Annotated in this window: 23 protein-coding genes and 1 pseudogene; 13 read left to right on the top strand and 11 right to left on the bottom strand. The window is 73.3% G+C overall.

Annotated features, from left to right (window positions below):
• Nucleotides 1-2 precede the first annotated feature (2 nt).
• Nucleotides 3-4,856 (bottom strand): ATP-dependent helicase, encoded by a 4,854-nt coding sequence (locus ACFOSY_RS11660; RefSeq protein ID WP_394306683.1) that lies wholly within the window; start codon nt 4,854-4,856, stop codon nt 3-5.
• A gap of 73 nt (nt 4,857-4,929) precedes the next feature.
• On the opposite strand from ACFOSY_RS11660, the pseudogene ACFOSY_RS11655 reads away from it, so the two are divergent.
• The 3 genes and pseudogenes from ACFOSY_RS11655 to ACFOSY_RS11645 form a co-directional block, all read left to right on the top strand.
• Nucleotides 4,930-5,949 (top strand): annotated as a pseudogene (locus ACFOSY_RS11655) (AraC family transcriptional regulator); the annotation flags it as partial.
• Nucleotides 5,835-6,572: an AzlC family ABC transporter permease gene (locus tag ACFOSY_RS11650; RefSeq protein ID WP_394306707.1), complete on the top strand. Its 738-nt coding sequence runs from the start codon at nt 5,835-5,837 to the stop codon at nt 6,570-6,572. The pseudogene ACFOSY_RS11655 and the gene ACFOSY_RS11650, both read left to right, overlap by 115 nt.
• On the top strand, nt 6,569-6,877 hold the full coding sequence (locus ACFOSY_RS11645; RefSeq protein WP_006130040.1) for an AzlD domain-containing protein: 309 nt from the start codon (nt 6,569-6,571) through the stop codon (nt 6,875-6,877). The genes ACFOSY_RS11650 and ACFOSY_RS11645 overlap by 4 nt, the downstream gene beginning before the upstream one ends.
• 46 nt (nt 6,878-6,923) lie before the next feature.
• On the opposite strand, the gene ACFOSY_RS11640 is transcribed toward ACFOSY_RS11645, so the two are convergent.
• On the bottom strand, nt 6,924-7,883 hold the full coding sequence (locus ACFOSY_RS11640) for a hypothetical protein (protein ID WP_394306682.1): 960 nt from the start codon (nt 7,881-7,883) through the stop codon (nt 6,924-6,926).
• A gap of 80 nt (nt 7,884-7,963) precedes the next feature.
• Between ACFOSY_RS11640 and ACFOSY_RS11635 the strand changes: the two genes are divergently transcribed.
• The 4 genes from ACFOSY_RS11635 to recX all read left to right on the top strand — a co-directional run bounded on the left by ACFOSY_RS11635 (nt 7,964) and on the right by recX (nt 11,738).
• Nucleotides 7,964-8,158 (top strand): DUF3046 domain-containing protein, encoded by a 195-nt coding sequence (locus ACFOSY_RS11635; RefSeq protein ID WP_006130038.1) that lies wholly within the window; start codon nt 7,964-7,966, stop codon nt 8,156-8,158.
• A gap of 59 nt (nt 8,159-8,217) precedes the next feature.
• Nucleotides 8,218-9,543: an AI-2E family transporter gene (locus ACFOSY_RS11630; RefSeq protein ID WP_394306681.1), complete on the top strand. Its 1,326-nt coding sequence runs from the start codon at nt 8,218-8,220 to the stop codon at nt 9,541-9,543.
• Nucleotides 9,544-9,785: 242 nt separating this feature from the next.
• Entirely contained in the window at nt 9,786-10,898 is a 1,113-nt protein-coding gene (gene recA / locus ACFOSY_RS11625; protein ID WP_394306680.1) for a recombinase RecA, read from the top strand.
• A 3-nt stretch (nt 10,899-10,901) separates the two neighbouring features.
• Nucleotides 10,902-11,738, top strand: a complete 837-nt coding sequence (gene recX / locus ACFOSY_RS11620; protein ID WP_394306679.1) for a recombination regulator RecX — start codon at nt 10,902-10,904, stop codon at nt 11,736-11,738.
• Between the two features lie 44 nt (nt 11,739-11,782).
• Here the strand turns inward: recX and ACFOSY_RS11615 are convergent, their stop codons facing one another.
• From ACFOSY_RS11615 to ACFOSY_RS11580, 8 genes are all read right to left on the bottom strand, one after another.
• Nucleotides 11,783-12,220 (bottom strand): rhodanese-like domain-containing protein, encoded by a 438-nt coding sequence (locus tag ACFOSY_RS11615; protein WP_394306678.1) that lies wholly within the window; start codon nt 12,218-12,220, stop codon nt 11,783-11,785.
• Nucleotides 12,217-12,762, bottom strand: a complete 546-nt coding sequence (locus ACFOSY_RS11610) for a cysteine dioxygenase (protein WP_394306677.1) — start codon at nt 12,760-12,762, stop codon at nt 12,217-12,219. The genes ACFOSY_RS11615 and ACFOSY_RS11610 overlap by 4 nt, the downstream gene beginning before the upstream one ends.
• Before the next feature lie 98 nt (nt 12,763-12,860).
• Entirely contained in the window at nt 12,861-12,947 is an 87-nt protein-coding gene (locus tag ACFOSY_RS11605) for a putative leader peptide (RefSeq protein WP_323807142.1), read from the bottom strand.
• A gap of 164 nt (nt 12,948-13,111) precedes the next feature.
• Nucleotides 13,112-14,761, bottom strand: coding sequence for an FAD-dependent monooxygenase (locus tag ACFOSY_RS11600; RefSeq protein ID WP_394306676.1), 1,650 nt, complete (start codon nt 14,759-14,761; stop codon nt 13,112-13,114).
• 290 nt (nt 14,762-15,051) lie between these two features.
• Entirely contained in the window at nt 15,052-15,957 is a 906-nt protein-coding gene (locus tag ACFOSY_RS11595) for an amino acid ABC transporter permease (RefSeq protein WP_394306675.1), read from the bottom strand.
• Nucleotides 15,954-16,619, bottom strand: a complete 666-nt coding sequence (locus tag ACFOSY_RS11590; protein WP_394306674.1) for an amino acid ABC transporter permease — start codon at nt 16,617-16,619, stop codon at nt 15,954-15,956. Before ACFOSY_RS11590 ends, ACFOSY_RS11595 begins: the two co-directional genes overlap by 4 nt.
• An 84-nt stretch (nt 16,620-16,703) precedes the next feature.
• Complete coding sequence (locus ACFOSY_RS11585; protein ID WP_394306673.1) at nt 16,704-17,543, bottom strand: glutamate ABC transporter substrate-binding protein; 840 nt, start codon at nt 17,541-17,543, stop codon at nt 16,704-16,706.
• An 82-nt stretch (nt 17,544-17,625) separates the two neighbouring features.
• Complete coding sequence (locus tag ACFOSY_RS11580) at nt 17,626-18,402, bottom strand: amino acid ABC transporter ATP-binding protein (RefSeq protein ID WP_031022847.1); 777 nt, start codon at nt 18,400-18,402, stop codon at nt 17,626-17,628.
• A gap of 298 nt (nt 18,403-18,700) precedes the next feature.
• On the opposite strand from ACFOSY_RS11580, the gene ACFOSY_RS11575 reads away from it, so the two are divergent.
• The gene (locus tag ACFOSY_RS11575) at nt 18,701-19,387 is read left to right on the top strand and encodes a response regulator transcription factor (protein ID WP_394306672.1); all 687 of its coding nucleotides are present in this window, start codon (nt 18,701-18,703) and stop codon (nt 19,385-19,387) included.
• A 9-nt stretch (nt 19,388-19,396) separates the two neighbouring features.
• Nucleotides 19,397-20,830: a HAMP domain-containing sensor histidine kinase gene (locus tag ACFOSY_RS11570; RefSeq protein ID WP_394306671.1), complete on the top strand. Its 1,434-nt coding sequence runs from the start codon at nt 19,397-19,399 to the stop codon at nt 20,828-20,830.
• On the opposite strand, the gene ACFOSY_RS11565 is transcribed toward ACFOSY_RS11570, so the two are convergent.
• The gene (locus ACFOSY_RS11565) at nt 20,809-21,804 is read right to left on the bottom strand and encodes a TAXI family TRAP transporter solute-binding subunit (protein WP_394306670.1); all 996 of its coding nucleotides are present in this window, start codon (nt 21,802-21,804) and stop codon (nt 20,809-20,811) included. The two genes, ACFOSY_RS11570 and ACFOSY_RS11565, sit on opposite strands and share 22 nt — an antisense overlap.
• A gap of 92 nt (nt 21,805-21,896) precedes the next feature.
• On the opposite strand from ACFOSY_RS11565, the gene ACFOSY_RS11560 reads away from it, so the two are divergent.
• The 4 genes from ACFOSY_RS11560 (at nt 21,897) to ACFOSY_RS11545 (ending at nt 25,355) form a co-directional block, all read left to right on the top strand.
• A complete protein-coding gene (locus ACFOSY_RS11560) occupies nt 21,897-22,298 on the top strand; it encodes a pyrophosphohydrolase domain-containing protein (RefSeq protein WP_394306669.1) in 402 nt (133 codons plus the stop codon).
• A gap of 66 nt (nt 22,299-22,364) precedes the next feature.
• Entirely contained in the window at nt 22,365-22,958 is a 594-nt protein-coding gene (locus tag ACFOSY_RS11555; RefSeq protein WP_394306668.1) for a hypothetical protein, read from the top strand.
• A gap of 72 nt (nt 22,959-23,030) precedes the next feature.
• Nucleotides 23,031-24,557, top strand: a complete 1,527-nt coding sequence (gene miaB / locus ACFOSY_RS11550) for a tRNA (N6-isopentenyl adenosine(37)-C2)-methylthiotransferase MiaB (protein ID WP_394306667.1) — start codon at nt 23,031-23,033, stop codon at nt 24,555-24,557.
• 60 nt (nt 24,558-24,617) lie between these two features.
• Entirely contained in the window at nt 24,618-25,355 is a 738-nt protein-coding gene (locus ACFOSY_RS11545) for a class III extradiol dioxygenase subunit B-like domain-containing protein (RefSeq protein WP_394306666.1), read from the top strand.
• The last annotated feature ends 222 nt before the right edge of the window (nt 25,356-25,577 follow it).

Genomic DNA, 25,577 nt, shown 5'->3' with positions numbered 1-25,577 from the left:
GGTCAGGCGCGCAGCCGCAGTCCCCTCGGGGTGGCCACGAAACCCGCGGTCTCCAGGAGGGCGCCCAGCGGGGACGTCAGGGCCGGGGCGCCGTTGACGCGCTCCACGGTGACCGTGCCGAGGGAGCCCGCACGGGCGGCGGTCGCGAGCGCCTCGGCGGCCGCAGGCAGCCTCGGGTCGTCGGCCGGGTCGGCGCCGGGATCGGCGGGCCAGGCGAGCACCGTCTTGCCGCCGCGCTCCATGTACAGCGTCAGCTCGCCGTCCACCAGCACCACCAGGGAGCCCGCCTTGCGGCCCGGTTTGTGCCCGGCGCCGTCCGGCGGCTCCGGCCAGCCCAGGGCCGCCCCGTAGGCGTTGGCCGGGTCGGCGGCGGCCAGCACCACGGCCCGGGAGGCGCGGTCCGGCCCCGTACGGCGGCCGGCGAACGGGTCGTACGACGGCCCGCCGCCGTTCTGCCAGGGCTGCGAGCCCTGGGCGGCGAGGTCGCGCGGCGAGACGTACTCACCGGGCCGCGAGGGCAGGTACGACGCGTCGTCCCGGCCCGGCGCGAGACCGTAGGGGTCGGACGCCGCGCCGAACGGGGCGGGCGCGTCCGGGGCCGTGTGTCCCTCGCCGCGCTCCCGGGCGTTGGCCGCCGCGCGCAGGCGGTCCACGGCGCCGTCCATCGCGAACTGGGCGGCGCCGAGGCCCTCCACCACGTAGCCGCGCCGGGCCTGTCCGGTCTCCTCGAAGGCGGACAGCACGCGGTACACCGCCGAGAAGCCGCCCTCCACGCCCTCCGCGGAGACGGCGCCCCGGGTCACCACGCCGTGCCGGTCGAGCAGCGTACGGGCCAGGGCGTGGGCGCGGACCGTGGTGTCGCCGTCCCGGTCGGGCAGCAGCGACCAGCGGCCGGCGACGGTGGGCGGGCCCGTACGGGAGGCGCTGCGGGCCGCCGCTGTGAGCGAGCCGTAACGCCCGCGCGGCACCGCGCGCCTGGCGCGGTGGGCGGTGGACCCGGCGGTGCGGCCGGAGCCGAGCACGGCGCGCAGCGGGTTCAGCGTGTCGTTGGTGAGCCGCCCGGACCAGGCGAGGTCCCACAGGGCGTCGGCCAGCTGCACGTCGCCCGCCTCGGGGTGCGTGGTGGCGCGGACCTGGTCGGCGATCTGCCGGAAGAAGAGGCCGTAGCCGCCGGACAGAGCGGCCAGCACGGACTCGTGCAGCGCGGTCGTCTCCAGCGGGTGCGGGGGAGGCAGCAGCAGGGGGGCCGCGTCCGCCAGGTACAGGGAGACCCAGCCGTCCTTGCCCGGCAGCGAACCGGCGCCCGCCCAGACCACCTCCCCGGAGGCGGTCAGCTCGTCGAGCATGGCCGGCGCGTAGTTCGCCACCCGGGACGGCAGGACCAGCTTCTCCAGGGCGGAGGCGGGCACGGACGCGCCCTGCAACTGCTCGACGGCCCGCAGCAGTCCGTCGATGCCGCGCAGGGAGTGGCCCTTGCCCAGGTGCTGCCACTGGGGGAGGAACTGGGCCAGCGCGGCGGGCGGGACCGGCTCCAGCTCGTGCCGCAGCGCGGCCAGGGAACGGCGGCGCAGCCGGCGCAGCACCGCCGCGTCGCACCACTCCTGCCCGATCCCGGCCGGGTGGAACTCGCCCTGCACGACCCGGCCTGCCGCCGAAAGGCGCTGCAGGGCGCCCTCGGTGACGGCCACGCCCAGCCCGAAGCGGGCCGCCGCCGTCGCCGACGTGAACGGGCCGTGCGTGCGCGCGTACCGCGCGAGAAGGTCGCCCAGGGGGTCCTTGACGGGTTCGGTGAACGCCTCGGGCACGCCGACCGGCAGCGCCGTGCCCAGCGCGTCCCGCAGCCGGCCCGCGTCCTCGACGGCCGCCCAGTGGTCCTCGCCCGCGACCCGTACGCGGATGGCGCGCCGCGCGGAGGCCAGCTCCCGCGCCCACTGCGGCTCCGCGCCCCGCTCGGCCAACTCGGCCTCCGTGAGCGGACCGAGCATCCGCAGCAGGTCGGCGACGCTCTCCGCGTCCTTCGCCCGCCGGTCCTCGGTGAGCCACTGCAGCTCGCGCTCCAGCTCCGTGAGCACCTCGGCGTCCAGCAGCTCGCGCAGCTCCGCCTGGCCGAGCAGCTCCGCCAGCAGCCGCGAGTCCAGCGACAGGGCGGCCGCCCGGCGCTCGGCGAGCGGGGAGTCGCCCTCGTAGAGGAACTGGGCGACGTATCCGAACAGCAGGGAACGCGCGAAGGGGGACGGCTCCGGGGTGGTGACCTCGACCAGCCGCACCTTCCGGGACTCCAGGTCGCCCATCAGCTCGACCAGGCCGGGGACGTCGAACACGTCCTGGAGGCACTCGCGGACCGCCTCAAGGACGATCGGGAACGACCCGAACTCGCCGGCCACCTGGAGCAGCTGGGAGGCGCGCTGGCGCTGCTGCCACAGCGGGGTGCGCCGGCCCGGGTTGCGGCGCGGCAGCAGCAGCGCCCGGGCGGCGCACTCACGGAACCGGGAGGCGAACAGCGCGGAGCCGCCGACCTGGTCGGTGACGACCTGGTCGACCTCGCCCTTGTCGAAGACGACGTCGGCGGCGCCCACGGGGGCCCGGTCCGCGTCGTACTCGGAGCCGGCCCGCGACGGCTCCTGGTCGAGCAGGTCCAGGCCCATCAGGTCGGCGTCCGGGAGGCGCAGCACGATGCCGTCGTCGGCGTGCATCACCTGGGCGTCCATGCCGTACCGCTCGGAGAGGCGGGCGCCGAGCGCGAGCGCCCAAGGGGCGTGCACCTGGGCGCCGAACGGGGAGTGCACCACCACCCGCCAGTCGCCCAGCTCGTCGCGGAAGCGCTCCACCACGATGGTGCGGTCGTCCGGGATGTGGCCGCACGCCTCGCGCTGCTCCGCCAGGTACGACAGCACGTTGTCCGCGGCCCAGGCGTCCAGGCCCGCGGCCAGCAGCCGCAGCCGGGCGTCCTCGTCGGACAGCGAGCCCACCTCGCGCAGGAACGCGCCCACCGCCCGCCCCAGCTCCAGCGGCCGGCCCAGCTGGTCGCCCTTCCAGAACGGCAGCCGGCCCGGCACACCCGGCGCGGGGGAGACCAGGACACGGTCGCGCGTGATGTCCTCGATGCGCCACGAGCTGGTGCCGAGCGTGAAGACGTCGCCCACGCGTGACTCGTAGACCATCTCCTCGTCCAGCTCGCCGACCCGGCCCCCGCCCTTCTTGGGGTCGGCGCCCGCCAGGAACACGCCGAACAGGCCGCGGTCGGGGATCGTGCCGCCCGAGGTGACGGCCAGCCGCTGGGCGCCGGGACGGCCGGTGATCTCACCGGTCACCCGGTCCCACACCACGCGCGGGCGCAGCTCCGCGAAGGCGTCCGACGGGTAGCGGCCGGCGAGCATGTCCAGCACGGACGTGAACGCGGACTCGGGCAGCGAGGCGAAGGGGGCCGCCCGGCGGACCATCGCCAGCAGGTCGTCGAACTGCCAGGTGTCCATCGCCGTCATCGCCACGAGCTGCTGCGCCAGGACGTCCAGCGGGTTCGACGGGACGCGCAGGGACTCGATGGCGCCCGTGCGCATCCGCTCCGTGACGACGGCGGCCTGCACCAGGTCGCCCCGGTACTTCGGGAACACCACGCCCGTGGACACCGCGCCCACCTGGTGGCCCGCGCGGCCCACGCGCTGGAGGCCGGAGGCGACCGACGGCGGCGACTCGACCTGCACCACCAGGTCGACGGCGCCCATGTCGATGCCCAGCTCCAGGCTGGACGTGGCGACCACCGCGGGCAGCCGGCCCGCCTTCAGGTCCTCCTCCACCTGGGCGCGCTGCTCCTTGGACACCGAGCCGTGGTGCGCCCGCGCGATGACCGCGGGCGCGCCCTGGGCGGCTCCGGAGTTGCCCATCAGCTCTGCGGGGGAGTGGTGCTCGTCCAACGGCTCGCCGGTGACGCGCTCGTAGGCGATCTCGTTGAGCCGGTTGCACAGGCGTTCGGCGAGGCGGCGGGAGTTGGCGAACACGATGGTCGAGCGGTGGCTCTGCACCAGGTCGGTGATCCGCTCCTCGACGTGTGGCCAGATGGAGGGCTTCTCCGCGCCCTCCGAGCTCTCGGAGACCGGTGAGCCGCCCAGCTCGCCGAGGTCCTCGACCGGCACCACCACGGAGAGGTCGAACTCCTTGCCCGACTCCGGCTGCACGATCTCCGTCTTGCGGCGCGGGGACAGAAAGCGGGCCACCTCGTCCACCGGGCGCACCGTCGCCGACAGGCCGATACGGCGGGCCGGCTTGGGCAGCAGCTCGTCCAGCCGCTCCAGGGACAGCGCCAGGTGCGCGCCACGCTTGGTGCCCGCGACCGCGTGCACCTCGTCGAGGATCACGGTCTCCACGCCCGCGAGCGCGTCGCGCGTGGCGGACGTCAGCATCAGGAACAGCGACTCGGGCGTGGTGATCAGGATGTCCGGCGGCCGCGTGGCGAGGGCGCGGCGCTCGGCGGGCGGGGTGTCGCCGGAGCGGATGCCGACCTTCACCTCCGGCTCGGGCAGCCCCAGGCGCACCGCCTCCTGACGGATGCCGGTCAGCGGGCTGCGCAGATTGCGCTCGACGTCCACGGCGAGGGCCTTCAGCGGCGAGACGTACAGCACCCGGCAGCGCTTCTTGGGGTCGGCCGGCGGGGGCGTCGAGGCCAGCTGGTCCAGGGCGGCGAGGAACGCGGCCAGCGTCTTGCCGGACCCGGTGGGCGCCACCACCAGAACGTCCGAGCCCGCGCCGATGGCCTGCCAGGCGCCGGCCTGGGCGGCGGTGGGCGCGGAGAAGGCCCCCGTGAACCAGCCGCGGGTCGCGGGGGAGAAGCCGTCCAGGGAGCGGCGCGGATCGCTGACCATGGGTCCATCGTGCACCCGGCCACTGACAACCGGGCCGGTCCGGGCGCCGGCCGGGCCGCGTGACAATGACGGTATGGCGGAAACGCGCGGGGAACGGGCGCGGCACTGGCGGTACGAGGAACTGCCCGGTGTCGACCTGCTGCGCGCCCGCTACATCCGCAAGTCGTTCGTCCGGCACACCCACGAGCACTTCGTGATCGCCGCCATCGCCGACGGCGTCGAGGTCTTCCACCACGGCGGCGGCGACCAGTACGCGGGCGCCGGCGCCCTCGCCCTGGTGAACCCGGACACGCCCCACACCGGCCGGGCGGGCGTCCCCGAGGGCTGGCGGTACGGGGCGGTCTATCCGTCGCCGGACGTCGTGGCCGCGATCGCCTCCGAGACCACCACCCTGCGCGGCACCCCCGGCTTCGTCACACCGGTGCTCGACGACCCGTACACGGTGCGGCTGGTCCACCAGGTGCTGCGGGCCACCGACGAGGGCAACGCGCTCGCCGCCGACACCCTGCTGCGGGTCGTGGTCACCCGGCTGCTGCGGCTGAACGGCGGCACGCTGCCCCGGCGCGAGGTCCGCACCGCCGGCGCCCGGACCGCGGCACGCGCGCGTGCCGTGCTCGAGGAGCGCATGGCCGAGCCGCCCACCCTGGAGCGGCTCGCCACCGACCTCGGCACCAGCCCGTTCGCCCTGCTGCGCGCCTTCCGCGCCGCCTACGGGATGCCCCCGCACACCTGGCTCACCGACGCGCGCGTACGACGCGCCCGGCGGCTGCTGGACGCGGGGACGACACCGTCCGAGGCGGCCGTCACCGTGGGGTTCACCGACCAGCCGCACCTCAACCGGCATTTCAGCCGGATCGTCGGCGTCCCGCCGGGCGCCTACCAGCGCGAGCGCAAGAACGTACAAGACGCGCGCGGGGACCTTTCCGTAGCGTCCGGGGCGTGGCAGCGGAACGGACAGCAGAGCACGAGTACGCGGACATACGGTCCGGCACCGGAGACGGGCCCTCCGACGGCGGAGCGAAGCCGGACGGCGCCGTCGTACGGGACGCCCTCGGCGTCGGGGTCGCCGTCGGACTCTCCGGGTTCGCCTTCGGCGTGACCTCGGCGGGCAGCGGGCTCAGCCTGCTCCAGACCTGCGCGCTCAGCCTGCTGGTGTTCACCGGCGCCTCCCAGTTCGCCCTGGTGGGGGCGCTCGCGGCGGGCGGCGGCGCCGTCACGGCCGCCGCGGGAGCGTTCTTCCTCGGCGTGCGCAACGCCTTCTACGGGCTGCGGCTGTCGCAGTTGCTGGCGCTGCCCCGCGCGGTGCGGCCGCTCGCCGCGCAGTGGGTGATCGACGAGACCACCGCCGTCTCGCTCGCCCAGCCCACCCGCCGCGCCGCCCGCATCGGCTTCCTGGTCACCGGGCTCAGCCTCTACGTCCTGTGGAACCTCACCACGCTGCTCGGCGCGCTGGGCGCGGACGCCATCGGCGACACCAAGGCATGGGGCCTGGACGCGGCCGGTCCCGCCGTGTTCCTGGCGCTGCTCGCCCCCATGCTGCGGACCGGCACTGAGCGGGCCGTCGCCGCGCTCGCCGTGCTGCTGGGACTCGGCCTGCTGCCCGTGCTGCCCGCCGGCGTCCCGGTCCTGGTGGCCGCGCTCGCGGCGCCCGCCGTCCTGTGGGCGCACGGCCGCAGGAACGCCTCACGCGCCCGCACGAGGGAGGAGGAGCGGTGAACATCTGGCTCGCGATCGGCCTGACCGTCGTCGGCTGCTACGCCGTGAAGCTCGCCGGGCTGCTGGTGCCCGCAGGCGTCCTCGAACGGCCCCTCGTCCGGCGGCTCGCCGCGCTGCTGCCCGTCGCCCTGCTCGCCGCCCTCACGGCCCAGCAGGCCTTCGCGGACGGCCGCGCCCTGGTGCTGGACGCGCGGGCGGCCGGTCTGGCGGCGGCCGCCGTGGCGCTCCTGCTGCGCGCGCCGTTCCTGCTCGTGGTGGCGGCGGCCGTCCTCGTGACGGCGGGGGTGCGGGCGCTGGGCGGGTGAGGGGGGGGCGCCTTGGCCGGGCTTGTCCGGCCCCTTGGTGTCCTCCTCAGGCGAGTGAGCGGCCGTAGGCGGCCAGGGTGCGCAGTGCCTCGATCGTCGCGAGGGGGCGGGCCTCCAGGAGGGCGACCGGGGTAGGTTCCGGAGCGCCCGGACGCGGGCGGACGGGCCAGCCTCCGTCGGCCTGCTGCCCGGCCGCGAGGACGTCCAGGGACCGCTCCATCTCCGCGTCGGTGAACCACGCGCGCGCCAGTGAGCCCGGGGTGCGCGCGTAGTCGTGCGGGAAGTGGGGGTGGACGGGCGTGTGACTGAGGGCGTCAGCGGGAGCGCTCGGCTGCGCGCCCGGGCCGTCCGGGTCCGGCACCACCAGCCCCTCCCGGCGCACCAGACGGCCCAGCCGCTCGGCGGCGGCCTCCGCGCGGGCGCGGTCCGGGGCGTGGTCCAGGAAGAGCACGGCGGCCTGAACGTCCTCGGGGCGCGCCGCCTCCAGCGACTCCACGGTCCGCCGGCAGAAGTCGGTCGCGCGGAACAGCCACGGGTGCCACACCTCGTTGCGGTGCAGCAGCCCCACCACCGGCGCGGTGGCCGACAGTGCGCCGGGCAGGCGGGCCGCCCCGTCACCGCTCCCGGCCGGGCGCACGGCGGGGAACACGGCGGGAAGCGCCCCCTCCGCCGTCGAGACGGACGTCAGATACCGGCACACGTCCTCCGCGCGGCGCGCGTCGCAGCGTCCCACGGCGTCCAGCACGTGCAGCGCGCGTGCGGTGTGCGCGGGGAGGCTGGCCGGTCCGCGCAGGGCGGGCTCCAGGGCGTGCCCGTAGCCCCCGTCGTCGTTCCGGTACGCCTCCAGCGCGGTCTCCACCGGGCCCGCGGCGCCGTCGCGGAAGTGATGGGCGAACAGGCGCTGCTCCAGTACGCGCGCGGTGAGCCACACGAAGCGCTCCGCGCGCGCCAGCGCGCCCTGCGGAGGGGACGTCGGGCTGAGCGGTACGGCTGCGGTGTCGGCCATGGCACCGACCGTAGGGGCAGGGCGGAGCCCCGCAGGGCCCGTGGCACGGAGCCACCCCCGCAGGCGGGATACTGGGTCGCATGCGGTTGACGGTTTTCTGGGAGCGCATGACGGAGTACTTCGGCGCGGGCTACGCCGACACCTTCGCGCGCGACCATGTCATGTCCGAACTCGGCGGACGGACCGTCCACGAGGCGCTGGCGGCCGGCTGGGACGCCAAGGACGTCTGGCAGGTGGTCTGCTCCGTCATGGACGTCCCCCGGGAACTGCGCTGATCGTCACATGACCCCCACGGGGGCGGACAGGTGTCGTCGCCGTGGGTGAGACTTGGGCCGTGGCAGCCACCGACGAGACCGGGCCCGCGGGCCAGAACACGACCGTGCCCGGCACGCCCCCGCCCGCCGGCCCGCCGGTGGATCCCGCGCCCCGGGCGCACGCCCGGATGCCGCGATGGCTGCCGCGCGCCATGGTGCTCGCGCTCGCGCTGATCGCCGTCTTCCAGCTCGGCAGCTGGGCCTTCCACCAGCTCACCGGGCTGCTGATCAACGTGCTGATCGCGTTCTTCCTGGCGCTCGCCGTGGAACCCGCGGTGAGCTGGATGGCCGCGCGCGGGGTGCGGCGGGGACTCGGCACGTTCCTCGTCTTCGTGAGCGTCCTGGTGGTGGGGGCGGGGTTCGTCACGCTGCTCGGCTCGGTGCTCGCGGAGCAGATCATCAAGATCGTCGAGGACTTCCCGCAGTACCTCGACTCGCTGATCAACTGGATCAACGTCCACTTCCACACCGAACTGCGGCGCGTCGACATCCAGGAGAACCTGCTGCGGTCCGACTGGCTGCGCAACTACGTCCAGAACAGCGCCACCGGCGTGCTGGACGTGTCCGCCCAGGTGCTCGGCGGGCTGTTCCGGCTGCTGACCATCGGCCTGTTCTCGTTCTACTTCGCCGCCGACGGACCGCGGCTGCGCCGCACCATCTGCTCCGTGCTGCCGCCGGCCCGGCAGTCCGAGGTGCTGCGCGCCTGGGAGATCGCCGTGAACAAGACGGGCGGCTACATCTACTCGCGCGGCCTCATGGCCCTCGTCTCGGGCCTCGCGCACTACGTCCTGCTGGAGTTCCTCGACGTCCCGTACGCCCCCGTGCTGGCCGTGTGGGTGGGGCTGGTGTCGCAGTTCATCCCCACCATCGGCACGTATCTGGCGGGCGCGCTGCCCATGCTGATCGCCTTCACGGTCGCGCCCTGGTACGCGGTGTGGGTGCTGGTCTTCGTGGTGGTCTACCAGCAGTTCGAGAACTACGTGCTCCAGCCCAAGCTGACCGCCCGGACCGTCGACATCCACCCGGCGGTCGCCTTCGGATCGGTCATCGCGGGCACCGCCCTGCTCGGCGCGGTCGGCGCCCTGGTCGCCATCCCCGCCGTCGCCACGCTCCAGGCGTTCCTCGGCGCGTACGTGAAGCGGTACGACGTCACCGACGACCCGCGGGTGCACGGGCACCGCGGCTCGGGCGGGCCGGGCGCCTTCGGCCGGCGGGTCCGGGGGCTGTGGGCCCAGCGGCGACCGGAGAGCGGCGGCGCCGGGGCGGCCGGCGCCAGGGCGGCTGGTGCGGGGACGCCTGGCGCTGGTGCGGCCGGGGCTCGGGACGGCGGGACGGCCGGGGCGTGAGGGGCCGGGGTCACTGACGTCGAGGGGGCGTGGGTCCTCCGGCGGTGCGGCTTGACACGAAAATCGAACATCCATTCTTATGGGGGAGCCGGTGAGGCTCAACGCCGGGCGTTCCGCCCTAGTTCGGGTGGGTGGATGCCCGGGTTATCCACAGGCCGGACGTGCGTCGGGGCGCGTTGTCAGTGGCAGGCGTTAGCGTCTTTGACGTGAAGCGATCGACTCAAGCAAACCGGGTGGAACCCATGGCAGGAACCGACCGCGAGAAGGCGCTCGACGCCGCGCTCGCACAAATTGAACGGCAATTCGGCAAGGGCGCGGTCATGCGCATGGGTGACCGGACGAACGAGCCCATCGAGGTCATCCCGACCGGGTCGACCGCGCTCGACGTCGCCCTCGGCGTCGGCGGCCTGCCGCGCGGCCGCGTGGTGGAGATCTACGGACCGGAGTCCTCCGGCAAGACGACCCTGACCCTGCACGCGGTGGCGAACGCGCAGAAGGCCGGCGGCCAGGTCGCGTTCGTGGACGCGGAGCACGCCCTCGACCCCGAGTACGCGAAGAAGCTCGGCGTCGACATCGACAACCTCATCCTGTCCCAGCCGGACAACGGCGAGCAGGCCCTGGAGATCGTGGACATGCTGGTCCGCTCCGGCGCCCTCGACCTCATCGTCATCGACTCCGTCGCGGCGCTCGTCCCCCGCGCGGAGATCGAGGGCGAGATGGGCGACAGCCACGTGGGTCTCCAGGCCCGTCTGATGAGCCAGGCCCTGCGGAAGATCACCAGCGCGCTCAACCAGTCCAAGACCACCGCGATCTTCATCAACCAGCTCCGCGAGAAGATCGGCGTGATGTTCGGCTCGCCGGAGACCACGACCGGTGGCCGCGCGCTGAAGTTCTACGCCTCCGTGCGCATCGACATCCGCCGCATCGAGACCCTCAAGGACGGCACCGAGGCGGTCGGCAACCGCACCCGCTGCAAGGTCGTCAAGAACAAGGTCGCGCCGCCCTTCAAGCAGGCCGAGTTCGACATCCTCTACGGCCAGGGCATCAGCCGCGAGGGCGGTCTGATCGACATGGGCGTGGAGCACGGCTTCGTCCGCAAGGCCGGCGCCTGGTACACGTACGAGGGCGACCAGCTCGGCCAGGGCAAGGAGAACGCCCGCAACTTCCTGAAGGACAACCCCGACCTCGCCAACGAGATCGAGCGGAAGATCAAGGAGAAGCTGGGCGTGGGCGTCCGGCCCGAGCAGCCCTCCGCCGAGGCGGGCGCGGACGCCGCCGCTCCGGCCGAGCCCGCGGCGGTGCCGGCCCCGGCGGCCAAGGGCTCCAAGTCCAAGGCCGCGGCGGCCAAGAGCTGACCCGTGACCCGGCGAACCGACTGGGCCGAGTACGAGTACGAGTACGAGTACGAGGCTCCCGGTCACGAGGCTCCCGGTGTCCCACGGGGGAGGGACGCCGTGGGCGGCGAGGACCCGGCCCTGGGCGGTGACACGGCGTACGACGACGCGGACCCCGGCCTCCCGGAAGCGGGCGGTGGCGGTGGCCGGCGACGTGGCGGTCGTACGGCACGGACGGGTGGCTCGCGTGACGGCGGGCCGCACGGTGGACGCGGACGCCGGCGCCGTTCCTTCGGCGAGGCGGCCGCGGCGGACGGAGGCGCCTCCGACTCGGTGAGGGCAGAGCGGGAGGAACCTCCGGGGGACCCGGTGGAGCGGGCGCGGGCGATCTGCCTGCGGCTGCTCACCGGGACCCCGCGCACCCGGAAGCAGCTCGCCGACGCCCTCCGCAAGCGGGAGATCCCCGACGAGGCCGCCGAGGAGGTGCTGTCCCGGTTCGAGGAGGTCGGACTGATCAACGACAGCGCCTTCGCGGACGCCTGGGTGGAGTCCCGGCACCACGGCCGCGGGCTGGCCCGGCGCGCCCTCGCCCGGGAGCTGCGCACCAAGGGCGTGGACTCCGCGCTGATCGACGAGGCCGTCTCCCGGCTCGACTCCGAGCAGGAGGAGGAGACCGCCCGCGAACTGGTCGCCCGTAAGCTGCGCGCCACCCGCGGGCTCGACCGCGACAAGCGGATACGCCGCCTCGCCGGCATGCTCGCCCGCAAGGGCTACCCGGAGGGCCTGGCCCTCCGCGTGGTCCGCCAGGCGCTGGAGGAGGAGGGCGAGGACACCGAGTTCCTCGGCGACGAGGGGTACTGAGCGAGCACCCGGACGCCAGGGCACCCGAACAACCGGGCGCTTCGCTACAGGGCCGCCGTCGTCACCGGAAGTCCCGCCGCCCGCCAGGCCTGGAAGCCGCCGACCAGATCGGTGGCCCGGTGCAGTCCCAGCCGGTGGAGGGACTCCGCCGCCAGGCTGGAGGCGTACCCCTCGTTGCAGATCACCACGATGCGCAGGTCATGACCCGTGGCCTCGGGGAGACGGTGGCTGCCCCGCGGGTCCAGCCGCCACTCCAGTTCGTTGCGCTCGACGACCAGCGCGCCCGGAATCAGCCCGTCCCGCTCCCGCAGGGCGGCGTAACGGATGTCCACGAGGAGCGCCTCGCCGGACCGCCAGGCGTCGTACGCCTCGCGGGCCTCGATGCGCGCGTATCCGGCGCGAACGCGCTCCAGCAGTTCGTCGATGCCGGGCGGCCGTCCATCGTCCCGGGCCGTGTGCTGCTCGGACTCGGCCCCGGTCACTGCCAGTCCTCCGGGCGTTCGACCTGCTCCAGGCGCAGGATTTGGCCTGCGCGGCTGTAGCGGCGGATCCGCGGCAGCGGCGGGTAATAGGCGTGCACGGAGATCGCATGCCGCTCCGTGGACTCGTTCAGCACCTCGTGCACATGGTGGCGGCCGAAGGCGCGGCCCTGTCCTGCCGTCAGCCGGCGCTCCCGGTCGACGCCCTCGGCGAGTTCGAGGGTCGTCCAGCCGTCGGTGGGCAGCCGCACGGCGAGCGCGTTCTCCTTCAGCTCGCCCGACGCGGTCATGAACGCGCCGACGGAGTCCGCGTGGTCGTGCCAGCCCGTGCCGGTGCCGGGCGGCCAGCCGATCAGCCAGGCCTCGCTGCCGCCCGGCCCGTCGAGCCGCACCCACGTCCGCCCCTCGGGGTCGAGGGGCAGCGAGGCGATCAGATCGGCGTCGGCGACGGCACGCCGTACGAAGTCGAGGAGTTCGGCCTGGGTCGGCGCGGATGCGGATGCGCGCGCGGAGACGGAGGCAGGGGCAGCGGGGGAGACAGACATGTGCACCGTCCTGGAGGTGAAGTCGCGGAACGCGCGCGGGGACGACGCCGTCCGGGACGACGGTCAGGGCGCGCGGAAAGAAGGGGGAACGACGCGAATCAACAGGACGGGCGACACACGCAGCCCGCGTAGCGGAGCAGGTCCATGTGGACCCTCCGCCACAGGTGCACGCGGGTGTCGGTCATGGGCGGGAGTACACCACGGGGCCGCGACCACGTTCAACCGCTCGCCACGATGTGGACGCCGGCGTGGCGTGCGCGCCCGCGTTCAGCGCACCCCACTGCTCCGAAGCGCCCCCGTTCAGCACCCTCGCCACCTCACCGAACCGCCGCCAAGCGGCCTCCGCGCCTCACCGCGCCCGAGCCCCCGCGTCCTCCCGGGCCCCCGCCCCCGGCGACCGGCCGTCGGCCCCCGCCTCCGACGTCGCCGCGCCCGACGGCCCGCCCAGGGCCGCTTCCGCCGCCGCGTACAGGTCCGCCGGGCGGACGCCGTTGAGCGCCGTGACGAGGTGGCCGTCGGGGCGGAGGAGCAGGACCGTGTGGGCCGCCGCGCCCGGGTAGCTCTCGGCGACCAGCAGTTCCGCGCGGTGCGGCAGTGCGGAGACCGCCGCCGCGAGCCGCGGCATGATGCCGGCGGAGACCCAGTGGCGGCGTTCCCACACCCCCGTGCCCGGGGCGATCAGCACCACCAGCAGGGCGCCGCGCCCGAGCCGGTCCCGCAGGCGGACGAAGGTGCCGTCCTCGGCGGTGACCGTGACGTCCGTGACCTGGGCTCCCGGCGCCGTGCCGACCGGCGCCTCGCCCTCCAGGCGGCCGGGCGCGAGCGGCGAGCCGGCGTACGTGCCGGGCGCGCCCAGTGCTCCGCGCCCGAGGTGACCGTCCATCAGGAGCGTGTCGAGGCTGCGCGAGGAGCCGGGGACGTAGGTGCGCAGCCCTCCGCCGCCTCGCAGCAGCGGCAGTGCCTGGTCGGCGGCGCGCAGCCGGGAGGCGAGGAGGGCGCGGCGCTCGGTCTGGTAGCTGTCGAGGAGCGCCTCGTGCGGGCCGTGATGCCAGGCCAGGGCCAGTTTCCAGGCGAGGTTGTCGGCGTCGCGCAGCCCCTCGTCCAGCCCGTGCGTGCCCAGCGCGCCGAGCAGGTGGGCCGCGTCGCCGGCGAGGAAGACGCGGTCGGCCCGCCAGCGCCGGGCCAGCCGGTGGTGGACGGTGTGCACGCCGGTGTCGAGGAGTTCGTACGGCGGCACCGTGCCGTTGTTCCAGCCGGCCAGGGTCTCCCGGATGCGGGTGAGCAGGATCTCGGGGGTGACCAGGTCCTTGCCCGGCGGCAGCAGCCAGTCCAGGCGCCACACCTCGTCCGGCAGGGGACGGGCGGTGATCTCCCCGGCGGAGGGGCCGGAGGTGCGCCAGGGCGGTGAGCGGTGCAGCAGGGCCTCGTCCTGCCAGGGGAGTTCGGTGCGCAGGGCGGCGACGGCGTGACGTTCCACCGCGGTGCGGCCGGGGAAGCGGATGTCCTGGAGCTTGCGCACGGTGGAGCGCGGGCCGTCGCAGCCGACCAGGTAACTGCCGCGCCACCAGGTGCCCGAGGCGCCCCGGGTGTGGGCGGTGACGCCGGACCGTTCCTGCTCCAGGGCGTCGAGCCGGCTGTCCACGGCGACCTTGACGAGCCGTTCGTTCTCCAGGGCGGCGCGCAGGGCGCCGGTGAGGACGTGCTGGGCGATGTGCAGGGGAGCGGCCTCGGCGTCCTCGAAGGCCACCTCGTTCGTCACCTGCTTGCGCCGCACCGACCGCCATCCGGCCCAGCGGAAGCCCGCGTGGTCGAGGGCCAGGCCGGTCAGCCGCTCCATCAGCGCGGCGGTGTCCTCGCGCAGCACGACCGTTCGGGCGGGCCGGGGGTCGTCCTTGCCCGGGCCCTCGTCGAGGACCACGCACGGCACGTCCTGACGCGCCAGCGCCAGCGCCAGCGTGAGCCCGACGGGCCCCGCTCCGACGACGATCACCGGGTCCACGGCGCGGCGCTCCCTGCTCGGAGTGACGTCGGGGAGGACGTGGGGGAACAGGAAGGTGGAGCAGGGTGCACGATCACAGAACGTATGCAACCCATTGCCGGTGCTTGCGTCAAGTGACCGAAGGGCGGTGGCGATCATGAGCTGTCGCGGGAGCCGTCCCAGCATGTGACAGTTCATCACATGAGTCAGGGGCGCATCGCTCATCCGTCACGGTGACGACGGCCGGTCACCGGCATGACTGTGGCCCGCCGTTCCCGGCGGGCCACAGTCATGTCACGTGCGGTCGAGTGTCAGACCTTGTCGGTCTTGTGCGGACCGCCGACCTCGGCCGCGTTGATGTCGTCGACGTCCTCGACGCCCAGCACCGCACCCGTGCTGCGCTTGCTGCGGCGCAGGCGCGCCTCGAGCCAGGAGGCGAAGGAGGTGAGGGCGAAGTTGAGCGCGATGAACAGCACGGCGACCACGGTGAAGCTGGCGATCACGTTGGCGCCGTAGTAGCCGCTCATCGTGTTGGCCGAGGCGAGCAGCTCGGGGAAGGTGAGGACGGCGCCGCCGAGGGCGGTGTCCTTCACGATGACGACGAGCTGGCTGACGATGGCCGGGAGCATCGCGGTGACCGCCTGCGGCAGCAGGACCAGCCGCATCAGCTGGTTCTTGCGCAGGCCGATCGCCATCGCGGCCTCGGACTGGCCCTTGGGGAGGGACAGGATGCCGGCGCGCACGATCTCCGCGAGGACGGAGGCGTTGTAGAGCACCAGGCCCGTGACGACCGCGTACAGCGGGCGGTCGTCGGAGCTGACGTTGGTGTACTCGGCGAACAGCGCCAGGCCGAAGATCATCAGTACCAGCACGGGGATGGCGCGGAAGAACTCCACCACGATGCCGGCCGGGACGCGGACCCAGGCGTGGTCCGAGAGCCGGGCGATGCCGAGGACCGCGCCGAGCGGCAGCGCGATGATCACCGCGAGCACGGCGGCCTTCAGCGTGTTCTGCAGACCCGGCCAGATGTACGTGGTCCAGGCCTCGGTGCCGGTGAAGAACGGCTTCCACAGGGCCCACTCCAGCTGGCCCTTGTCGTTGAGGGTGCTGAACACCCACCACAGCAGGGCGGCGAGTGCGAGGAGGAAGACCACCGTGAAGACGGCGTTCCGCCGCTTGGCGCGGGGGCCCTGGGCGTCGTAGAGAACGGAGCTCATCGCTTCACCGCCACCTTCTTGCCCACCCAGCCGAGGAACAGGCCGGTCGGCAGCGTCAGAACCACGAAACCGAACGCGATGACCGCGGAGATCAGCAGCAGCTGCGCCTCGTTCTCGATCATCTCCTTCATCAGCAGCGCCGCCTCGGCGACGCCGATCGCGGCGGCCACCGTGGTGTTCTTGATGAGCGCGATGAGGACGTTCGCCAGCGGACCGACGGACGATCGGAACGCCTGGGGCAGCACCACGAGGCCCAGCACCTGGTTGAAGTTCAGCCCGAGCGCGCGGGCCGCCTCCGCCTGGCCGACCGGCACGGTGTTGATGCCGGAGCGCAGCGCCTCGCACACGAAGGCCGAGGTGTACAGGATCAGACCGAGGACGGCGAGCCGGAAGTTGATCGATTCGAAGTCGTCCGCGCCGAGGTTGACGCCCAGGGTCTGGTTGAGGCCGAGTGACGTGAACAGGATGATGACGGTCAGCGGGATGTTCCGCACGATGTTCACGTACGCGGTCCCGAAGCCGCGCATCAGCGGCACCGGACCGACGCGCATGGCGGCCAGCAGGGTGCCCCAGATCAGGGAGCCGACGGCGGAGAGCACAGCGAGCTGCACCGTCGTCCAGAACGCCCCCAGCAGGTCGTAATCTTCAAGAAAATCGAACACGATCTCCCGCGCTTCCGCGTGTAGGGGTGCATGCCCCGGTGCGCCGCCCCGGACCGGGGGCGGCGCACTCCGTCAGGCGTTGCCTCAGCTCTTGATGTCGCCGATCTTCGGCGCGGGCTCGTTCTTGTAGTTGGCGGGGCCGAAGTTCTCCTTCACGGCCGTCTCCCAGCTACCGTCCGAGACCATCTCCTCAAGGGCCTTGTTGATCTTGTCCTTGAGGTCGCTGCCCTTCTTGACGCCGATGCCGTAGTTCTCGTTCGTCAGCTTGAAGCCGCCGAGCTTGAACTTGCCCTTGAACTGCTCCTGGGCGGCGTAGCCGGCGAGGATCGAGTCGTCCGTGGTGAGCGCGTCGACGGCGCCGTTCTGCAGACCGGGCAGGCAGGCCGAGTACGTCGGGTACGGCTGGAGCTGGGCCTTGGGCGCCAGCTTCTCCTTGACGTTCTGCGCCGAGGTGGAACCGGTGACGGAGCAGAGCTTCGCGTCGTTCAGGTCCTCAGGCGACTTGATCTTGTCGTCGTCGGCGCGGAGCAGCACGTCCTGGTGGGCGAGCAGGTACGGGCCGGCGAAGTCGACCTTCTCCTGGCGCTCCGGGGTGATCGAGTAGGTGGCGGCGATGAAGTCGACGTCACCGCGCTGGAGCATCGTCTCGCGGTCGGCGCTCTTCGACTCCTTCCACTCGATCTGGTCCTCCTCGTAACCGAGCTTCTTGGCGACGTAGGTGGCGACGTCCACGTCGAAGCCCGCGTAGCCCTGCGGGGTCTTCTGGCCGAGGCCCGGCTGGTCGAACTTGATGCCGATCGTGATCTTGTCCTTGCCGCCGCCCGAGGAGGAGCCGCCGTCGCTGTCGTCACCGCCGCACGCGGTGGCGGTCAGGGCGAGGGCGAGGACGGTGGCCGAGGCGGCGGTGACCTTGCGGAGCTTCATGGTGCACATCCTTTGACTGGTGAAGTGATGCGGCCCGGTCAATGTCCGGTGACGCAGGTCGGCAGGGCGCGGGCGCCGCGCCTCAGTGGTGAAGGATCTTCGACAGGAAGTCCTTGGCACGGTCGCTGCGCGGGTTGCTGAAGAACTGGTCCGGCGTCGCCTGCTCGACGATGCGGCCGTCCGCCATGAACACCACGCGGTTCGCGGCCGAACGCGCGAAGCCCATCTCGTGGGTGACGACGATCATGGTCATGCCGTCACGGGCGAGCTGCTGCATGACCTCGAGAACCTCGTTGATCATCTCGGGGTCGAGAGCCGACGTCGGCTCGTCGAACAGCATGACCTTGGGCTCCATCGCCAGGGCCCGCGCGATGGCGACGCGCTGCTGCTGACCACCGGAGAGCTGTGCGGGGTACTTCTCGGCCTGCGCGGCCACGCCGACCCGGTCGAGGAGGGCACGCGCCCGCTCCTCGGCCTCCTTCTTGTCCTTCTTCCGGACCTTGACCTGTCCGAGCGTCACGTTCTCGAGCACGGTCTTGTGCGCGAAGAGGTTGAAGGACTGGAAGACCATCCCCACGTCGGCACGGAGCCGTGCGAGCGCCTTGCCCTCCTCGGGCAGGGGCTTGCCGTCGATCGTGATCGAGCCGGAGTCGATCGTCTCCAGACGGTTGATGGTGCGGCACAGGGTGGACTTCCCGGACCCGGAGGGTCCGATGACCACGACGACTTCGCCACGGGCGATCGTGAGGTCGATGTCCTGGAGAACGTGCAACGCGCCGAAGTGCTTGTTGACGCTCTTCAGGACGACCAGATCGCCGGTCGCGGCCACATCTTCCTTGGCCACCGATACTTCGGTCATCGCTCTCAGGCTCCGTCCTCCTCGGTTTCGGAGGACAGTAGTAACCCTTCAGACCTGCGTCATTACATCTGAGGGGAATCTGAGCATCACGATCCGATAGCAATCGGACACCTGTCGTAGCACTTGTGAGCAGGAACGCGTCCGCGCGAGGCAACGGTACCGAAGCGCAACCGGAACCCTCTTGACGCCGTCCTCCCTCATCGGCGTGACTGCAAGGTGCACCCACGTGTGCCCATGATGAACCCACCTGATGAGTACATCCGACAGGCGTACGGCCGATGAACCGAAGGGGGCCCTGGTGAGACTGCTGCTCGTCGAGGACGACAACCACGTCGCCGCGGCCCTGTCGGCCGTCCTGGCCCGCCACGGCTTCGACGTCACCCACGCGCGCAGCGGCGAGGAGGCCCTCCAGGCGCTCGTCCCGGAGAGCGACGGCTTCGGCGTCGTCCTGCTCGACCTCGGCCTGCCCGACCAGGACGGATACGAGGTCTGCGGCAAGATACGCAAGCGCACCAGCACCCCCGTGATCATGGTCACCGCGCGCTCCGACGTACGCTCCCGCATCCACGGCCTCAACCTCGGCGCCGACGACTACGTGGTGAAGCCGTACGACACCGGGGAGCTGCTCGCCCGCATCCACGCCGTCAGCCGCCGCACCACGCACGAGGAGGCCACCGGCGCCACAGAGACCCGGGTGCTCCTCGGCCCGGTGCGCATCGAGCTGCCCACCCGGCAGGTCAGCGTCAACGGCACGCCCGTCCAGCTCACCCGGAAGGAGTTCGATCTGCTCGCGCTCCTGGCGCAGCGGCCGGGGGTGGTCTTCCGCCGGGAGCAGATCATCAGCGAGGTGTGGCGCACCAGCTGGGAGGGGACCGGCCGCACCCTTGAGGTGCACGTGGCCTCCCTGCGCTCCAAGCTGCGCATGCCCGCCCTGATCGAGACCGTGCGCGGCGTCGGCTACCGGCTCGTCGCGCCCGCGGCGTAGCGGGGCCGGGTGCACACACGACTGCTGCCGCTGCTCATCGTCCTGATGGCGGCCGTCCTGCTCGCCCTCGGCGTGCCCCTCGCCGTCAGCCTCGCCGGCGCCCAGCAGCAGAAGGTCGTCGTCGACCGGATCGACGACACCGCCCGCTTCGCGGCCCTCGCCCAGTTCGTCACCGAGCCCGCCGACAGCTCCGGCGGCGACATCAACGAGCGCCGCGAGACCCTCAGCAGCGAGCTGCGCAGCTACCACGAGGTGTACGGCATCCGCGCCGGCGTCTTCTACCGCAACGACGCCCCCATGGCGCACGCCCCCGACGACTTCTTCCTGCCCCGCGCCGGCGAGGTCCGCGCCGCCTTCGAGGAGGCGCTGCTCAGCCGCCGCAGCCACGACCCCGAGCAGGTGTGGCCCTGGCAGCGGCGCAGCCTGGTCGTCGCCTCACCGGTCATCCGGGACGGCGACGTCGTCGCTGTCGTGGTCACCGACTCGCCCACCGGGCCGATGCGGTCCCGCATCCTCCAGGGCTGGCTGGTCATCGCCGCGGGGGAGGCCGCCGCGATGCTGCTGGCCGTCGGCGCGGCCCTCCGGCTCACCGGCTGGGTGCTGCGCCCCGTACGCGTCCTCGACGCCACCACCCACGACATCGCCACGGGCCGGCTGAAGTCCCGCGTCGCGGTGGCCGGCGGACCGCCCGAGCTGCGCCGGCTCGCGCGTTCCTTCAACGAGATGGCGGACAACGTCGAGAACGTGCTGGAACAGCAGCGCGCCTTCGTCGCCGACGCCTCCCACCAGCTGCGCAACCCCCTGTCCGCGCTGCTGCTGCGCATCGAGCTGCTCGCCCTGGAGCTGCCCGAGGGCAACGAGGAGATCGCCTCCGTGCGCGCCGAGGGCAAACGGCTCGCGCAGGTCCTGGACGACCTGCTGGACCTGGCGCTGGCCGAGCACAGCGAGCCCGACCTCCAGATCGTCGACATCGGCGCCCTGGCCGCCGAGCGGGTCGCCGCCTGGTCGCCGTCCGCCGACGCCAAGGACGTCACCCTGACCGGCGTCTGCCCGGCGACCACCGCGTGGGCGGACCCGGTGGCGCTGTCCAGCGCGCTGGACGCGGTCATCGACAACGCGGTGAAGTTCACCCCGTCCGGCGAGACGGTGGAGGTGACCGTCGCCTCCAACGGCGACACGGCGACCGTCGTCGTCACCGACAACGGCCCCGGACTGACCGACGAGGAGCTGAACCGCGTCGGCGACCGCTTCTGGCGCAGCGGGCGGCACCAGAACATCAAGGGCTCGGGCCTCGGCCTGTCCATCTCCCGGGCGCTGCTCGCCGCGGGCGGCGGCTCCCTGACGTACGAGCGGCACGAGCCGCACGGACTGAGGGTGACCGTGAGCGTGCCGCGCAACGCCCCCGCGGCGGAGGCGGACGGTCAGGGCTTGACGGACCGGTAGTAGCGGCGGGCGCCCTCGTGCAGCCGCAGCGGATCGGTGTAGATGGCGGTGCGCACGTCGACGAGCTGCGCGGAGTGCACATGGGCGCCGATGCCGTCACGGCTCTTCAGCACGATGCGGGTCAGCCACTCGGTGAGCCGGGGGTCGGCGTCCGCGCGCGTGATCAGCAGGTTGGACACCGCCATGGTCGGCACGGACGAGCCGAGCTGACTGCCCGGGTAGGCCGACTCGGGGATGTTCGTGGCGCGGTAGTAGCGGGCGCTCCTGCCCTGGTCGTGCACCTTCGCCACCAGGGAGGCGTCGATCGGCACGAACCGCAGCGCGGACTCCTCGGCGTACTTCTTCAGACCGTCCGTGGGCAGCCCGCCCGACCAGAAGAAGGCGTCCAGACCGTGCCCCAGACGCCCGGGCCCGGTGTCGATGCCGTCCGGGGACGCCACGATGTCCCGCTCCGGGTCGATCCCGGCCGCCCGCAGCAGCCGGTTGGCGATGAGCCGCACCCCGGACTTCGGCGGCCCTATGGCGACCCGCTTGCCCCGCAGATCGGCGACGGTGTCGATGCCCGAGCCGGGCGCGACGGCGAGCTGCACGTAGTCGTCGTACAGGCGCGCCACCCCGCGCAGCCCGTCGGCGCCGGTGCGCCCCTCCTGCCGGTACGTCTCCACGGCGTCGGCCGCCGCGAGGGCGAAGTCGGCCTGCCCGGTGGCGACCCGGCGGACGTTCTCCCAGGAGCCGTCGCTGGTCTCCAGCCGCACCTGAAGCTCGGGCATGTCCTTGCCGAGCGCGGTCCGCAGCAGCTCGCCGTACTTCTGGTAGACGCCCGCACGGGTGCCCGTGCTCATGGTGATCGTCCCGCCGGGCGGCTCCTCGCGCCACGGCGCGACCCACCACAGCAGCAGCCCGAGCACCACGAGACCGGCGGCCGCGCCCCGCAGGGCCCGCCGCCTGCCGATGCGGGACAGCACGTGGGACATGGCCGCGATCCTGCCAGCCCGCCGCCCCGCTGACCAGGGCGGAACTCACAGGACGGCCGCCGGTGTCGGACCCGGCCGCTACAGTCCCCGCCATGAGCGAGTCCCCCGCCGACCTGGTCCGCGAGTTCCACCGTGCCTTCGGGCTCGACGTCCGCGACACCCCGACCGAGATCCCGCCGGACCTCGCCGCCCACCGCGGCGAGCTGCTCGCGGAGGAGGCCGGAGAGGTCGCCGAGGTGTCGGTCACCGGCCCGCTCGACCGGCTCGCCCACGAACTGGCCGACGTCGTCTACGTCGCCTACGGCACCGCCCTGGTCCACGGCATCGACCTCGACGCGGTCATCGCCGAGATCCACCGCTCCAACATGACCAAGCGGGGCCCCGACGGCCAGGTCAGCCGCCGCCCCGACGGCAAGGTCCTCAAGGGCGACCACTACGAGGCCCCGGACGTGGGCGCGGTGCTGCGGCGGCAGGGCTGGCCGGGCCGGCCGTAGCGGCGCACGGCCAGTGAAGTGCGTGAACCCCGGGCCGAGTTGACGCGATCGCTGTAGCCTCCACCGATGACGTCCCCCATCGAGTCCGCGCCGACGCCGCCCGCCTCCGACGCCGAGTGCCTCGCGCTCACCCGGCAACTGCGGCGCCGGGGCACCGTCGTGCTCTCGCTGTTCGCCCTGGCCTGGGCCCTCGCGGGAGCCTCCGGCACCGGCTCGGCGACGGACGCGGTGCCGGTGGCCGTCGAGGCGGCGGCGCTCGCGATCACGGCGGTCGCGCTCCGCCTCGGGCTTCGCAAGGACGCCCGGCCCTCGCCGCGGACGGTGGACCTGCCCGAGAACTGGGCGCGCGGAGTGGGCGTCGTCAACGTCCTCGAACTGCTCGCGATCGTGGCCGTCGTCGCCGCGGCCAACGCCTCCGGACGCCCGGCGTTCGTCCCGGTCGGCATCGCGCTCGTCGTCGGCCTGCACTTCTTCCCGCTCGCCCGGCTGTACGACCAGTGGCAGTACCGGTGGACGGGCGCGCTCATGACGGCGGTGGCGGTCGCCGGCGCCGTGCTGGTCCTGGCCGGTCTGTCCGCCGAGACCGTGCGGGTCGTGGTGGGTCTGGCCTGCGCCGCGGTCCTCTGGGCGTCCGCCTGCCACCTGGCCGTACGCGGCTGAGCCACCTGGCCGTACGGACGCGACGGGCAACACCGGGCGGAGCCGCTCCGGCAAACGCCTACCCTTGTTGCCATGACCAGCAGCAGTGACCGGAGCCCCGCCGTGGACGTTCTCCCGACCAGGACCTACGAGATTCGCACCTACGGGTGTCAGATGAACGTCCACGACTCCGAGCGCCTCGCCGGGCTGCTGGAGGACGCCGGGTACGTCCGCGCCCCCCAGGGCTCCGACGGCGACGCCGACGTCGTCGTGTTCAACACCTGCGCCGTGCGCGAGAACGCCGACAACAAGCTGTACGGCAACCTCGGCCACCTCGCGCCCAAGAAGGCGAGCCGCCCCGGCATGCAGATCGCGGTCGGCGGCTGCCTCGCGCAGAAGGACCGCGACACCATCGTCAAGCGCGCCCCCTGGGTGGACGTCGTCTTCGGCACGCACAACATCGGCAAGCTGCCCGTCCTGCTGGAGCGCGCCCGCGTCCAGGAGGAGGCGCAGGTCGAGATCGCCGAGTCGCTGGAGGCGTTCCCCTCCACGCTGCCCACCCGCCGCGAGAGCGCCTACGCGGCCTGGGTGTCGATCTCCGTCGGCTGCAACAACACCTGCACCTTCTGCATCGTCCCCGCCCTGCGCGGCAAGGAGAAGGACCGCCGCCCCGGCGACATCCTCGCCGAGATCGAGGCGCTGGTCGCCGAGGGCGTCTCCGAGATCACCCTGCTCGGCCAGAACGTCAACGCCTACGGCTCCGACATCGGCGACCGCGAGGCCTTCAGCAAGCTGCTGCGCGCCTGCGGCACGATCGACGGCCTGGAGCGGGTCCGCTTCACCTCCCCGCACCCCCGCGACTTCACCGACGACGTCATCGCCGCCATGGCCGAGACGCCCAACGTGATGCCGCAGCTCCACATGCCGCTCCAGTCCGGCTCCGACCCGGTCCTGAAGGCCATGCGCCGCTCCTACCGGCAGGAGCGCTTCCTCGGGATCATCGAGAAGGTCCGCGCCGCCATCCCGCACGCGGCGATCAGCACCGACATCATCGTGGGCTTCCCCGGCGAGACCGAGGAGGACTTCCAGCAGACCCTGCACGTCGTCCGCGAGGCCCGCTTCGCCCAGGCGTTCACCTTCCAGTACTCCAAGCGGCCCGGCACCCCGGCCGCCGAGATGGACGGGCAGATCCCCAAGCAGGTCGTCCAGGAGCGCTACGAGCGCCTCGTCGCCCTCCAGGAGGAGATCTCCTGGGAGGAGAACAAGAAGCAGGTCGGCCGCACCCTTGAGCTGATGGTCGCCGAGGGCGAGGGCCGCAAGGACGACACCACCCACCGCCTGTCCGGCCGCGCCCCCGACAACCGCCTGGTGCACTTCACCAAGCCGGACCAGGAGGTCCGCCCCGGCGACGTCGTCACGGTCGAGATCACCTACGCCGCCCCGCACCACCTGCTCGCCGAGGGCCCCGTCCTCGACGTGCGCCGCACGCGCGCGGGTGACGCCTGGGAGAAGCGCACCGCGGAGAAGGCGGCCAAGCCCGCGGGCGTGCTGCTCGGACTGCCGAAGGTGGGCGTGCCCGAGCCGCTGCCGGCGGTCACCGGCGGCTGCGCCGTCGACTGACGCCACTGCCCGTACCCGCCGCGACGGGCGGGTACGGGCGGCCGCAGTAGGCTGCTGATCATGCTTGTCGCCGCCGCAGCCTGCCCCTGCCCGCCGCTGCTCGTGCCCGAGGTCGCCGCCGGCGCCGCCCCGGAGCTGGACGCCGCGCGCGCCGCCTGCACGGACGCGCTCGGCGTGCTCGCCGCCGCCCGCCCCGACCTGCTCGTGGTCGTGGGTCCGGACGCCGGCACGCGTGACCATCCGGCGGGCACCCGGGGCTCCTTCCGCGGTTTCGGCGTCGACCTGGACGTACGGCTGGGGGACGGCGACGGTGGCGACGACGGTGGCGCCGGTGGTGATGGCGTGGCCGGCGGGGAACTGCCGTACGGGCTCGCCGTGGGCGCCTGGCTGCTGGGGCGGACCGGGTGGGCCGGCGCGCCCGTCGAGGGGCGGGGCGTGGGGGAGACCCTCGCGCCCGACGCGTGTCTCGCGGAGGGGCGGCGGCTGGCCGGCCGGGCCGACCGGGTGGCGCTGCTGGTGATGGGCGACGGCAGCGCCTGCCGCACCCTCAAGGCGCCCGGCTACCTGGACGAGCGCGCGGCGCCCTTCGACGCGGAGATCGCCCGCGCGCTCGGCACGGCCGACACGGCGGCCCTGCGCGCGCTGGACGCCGGACTGGCGCGCGAGCTGAGGGTGTCGGGCCGCGCGCCCTGGCAGGTGCTGGCAGGGGCGGCCGAGGGCAACACCGGTCTGTCGGGCGCGCTGCTTCATGACGACGCGCCGTACGGCGTCGGGTACATGGTGGCGACCTGGTCGTAGGCGCGCACACGGGAACGGCGCGCACGCGAGCGGCGGCGCGCGGGAACGGCGCGTACGGGAGCGGCGGTGCGCGGGAACGGCGGTGCGCGGGAACGGCGCGTGCGGGAACGGCGCGTACGGGAACGGCGGTGCGCGGGAACGGCGCGCACGCGAGCGGCGGTGCGCGGGAACGGCGCGCACGGGAACGGCGCGTACGGGAACGGCGCGTACGCGAGCGGCGGT

This window comes from Streptomyces lusitanus (assembly GCF_042647945.1).
GTDB lineage: Bacteria > Actinomycetota > Actinomycetes > Streptomycetales > Streptomycetaceae > Streptomyces > Streptomyces pseudogriseolus.
The sequence above is the reverse complement of the archived record's forward strand: the minus strand, read 5'-3'. Positions and strand labels throughout refer to the sequence as shown.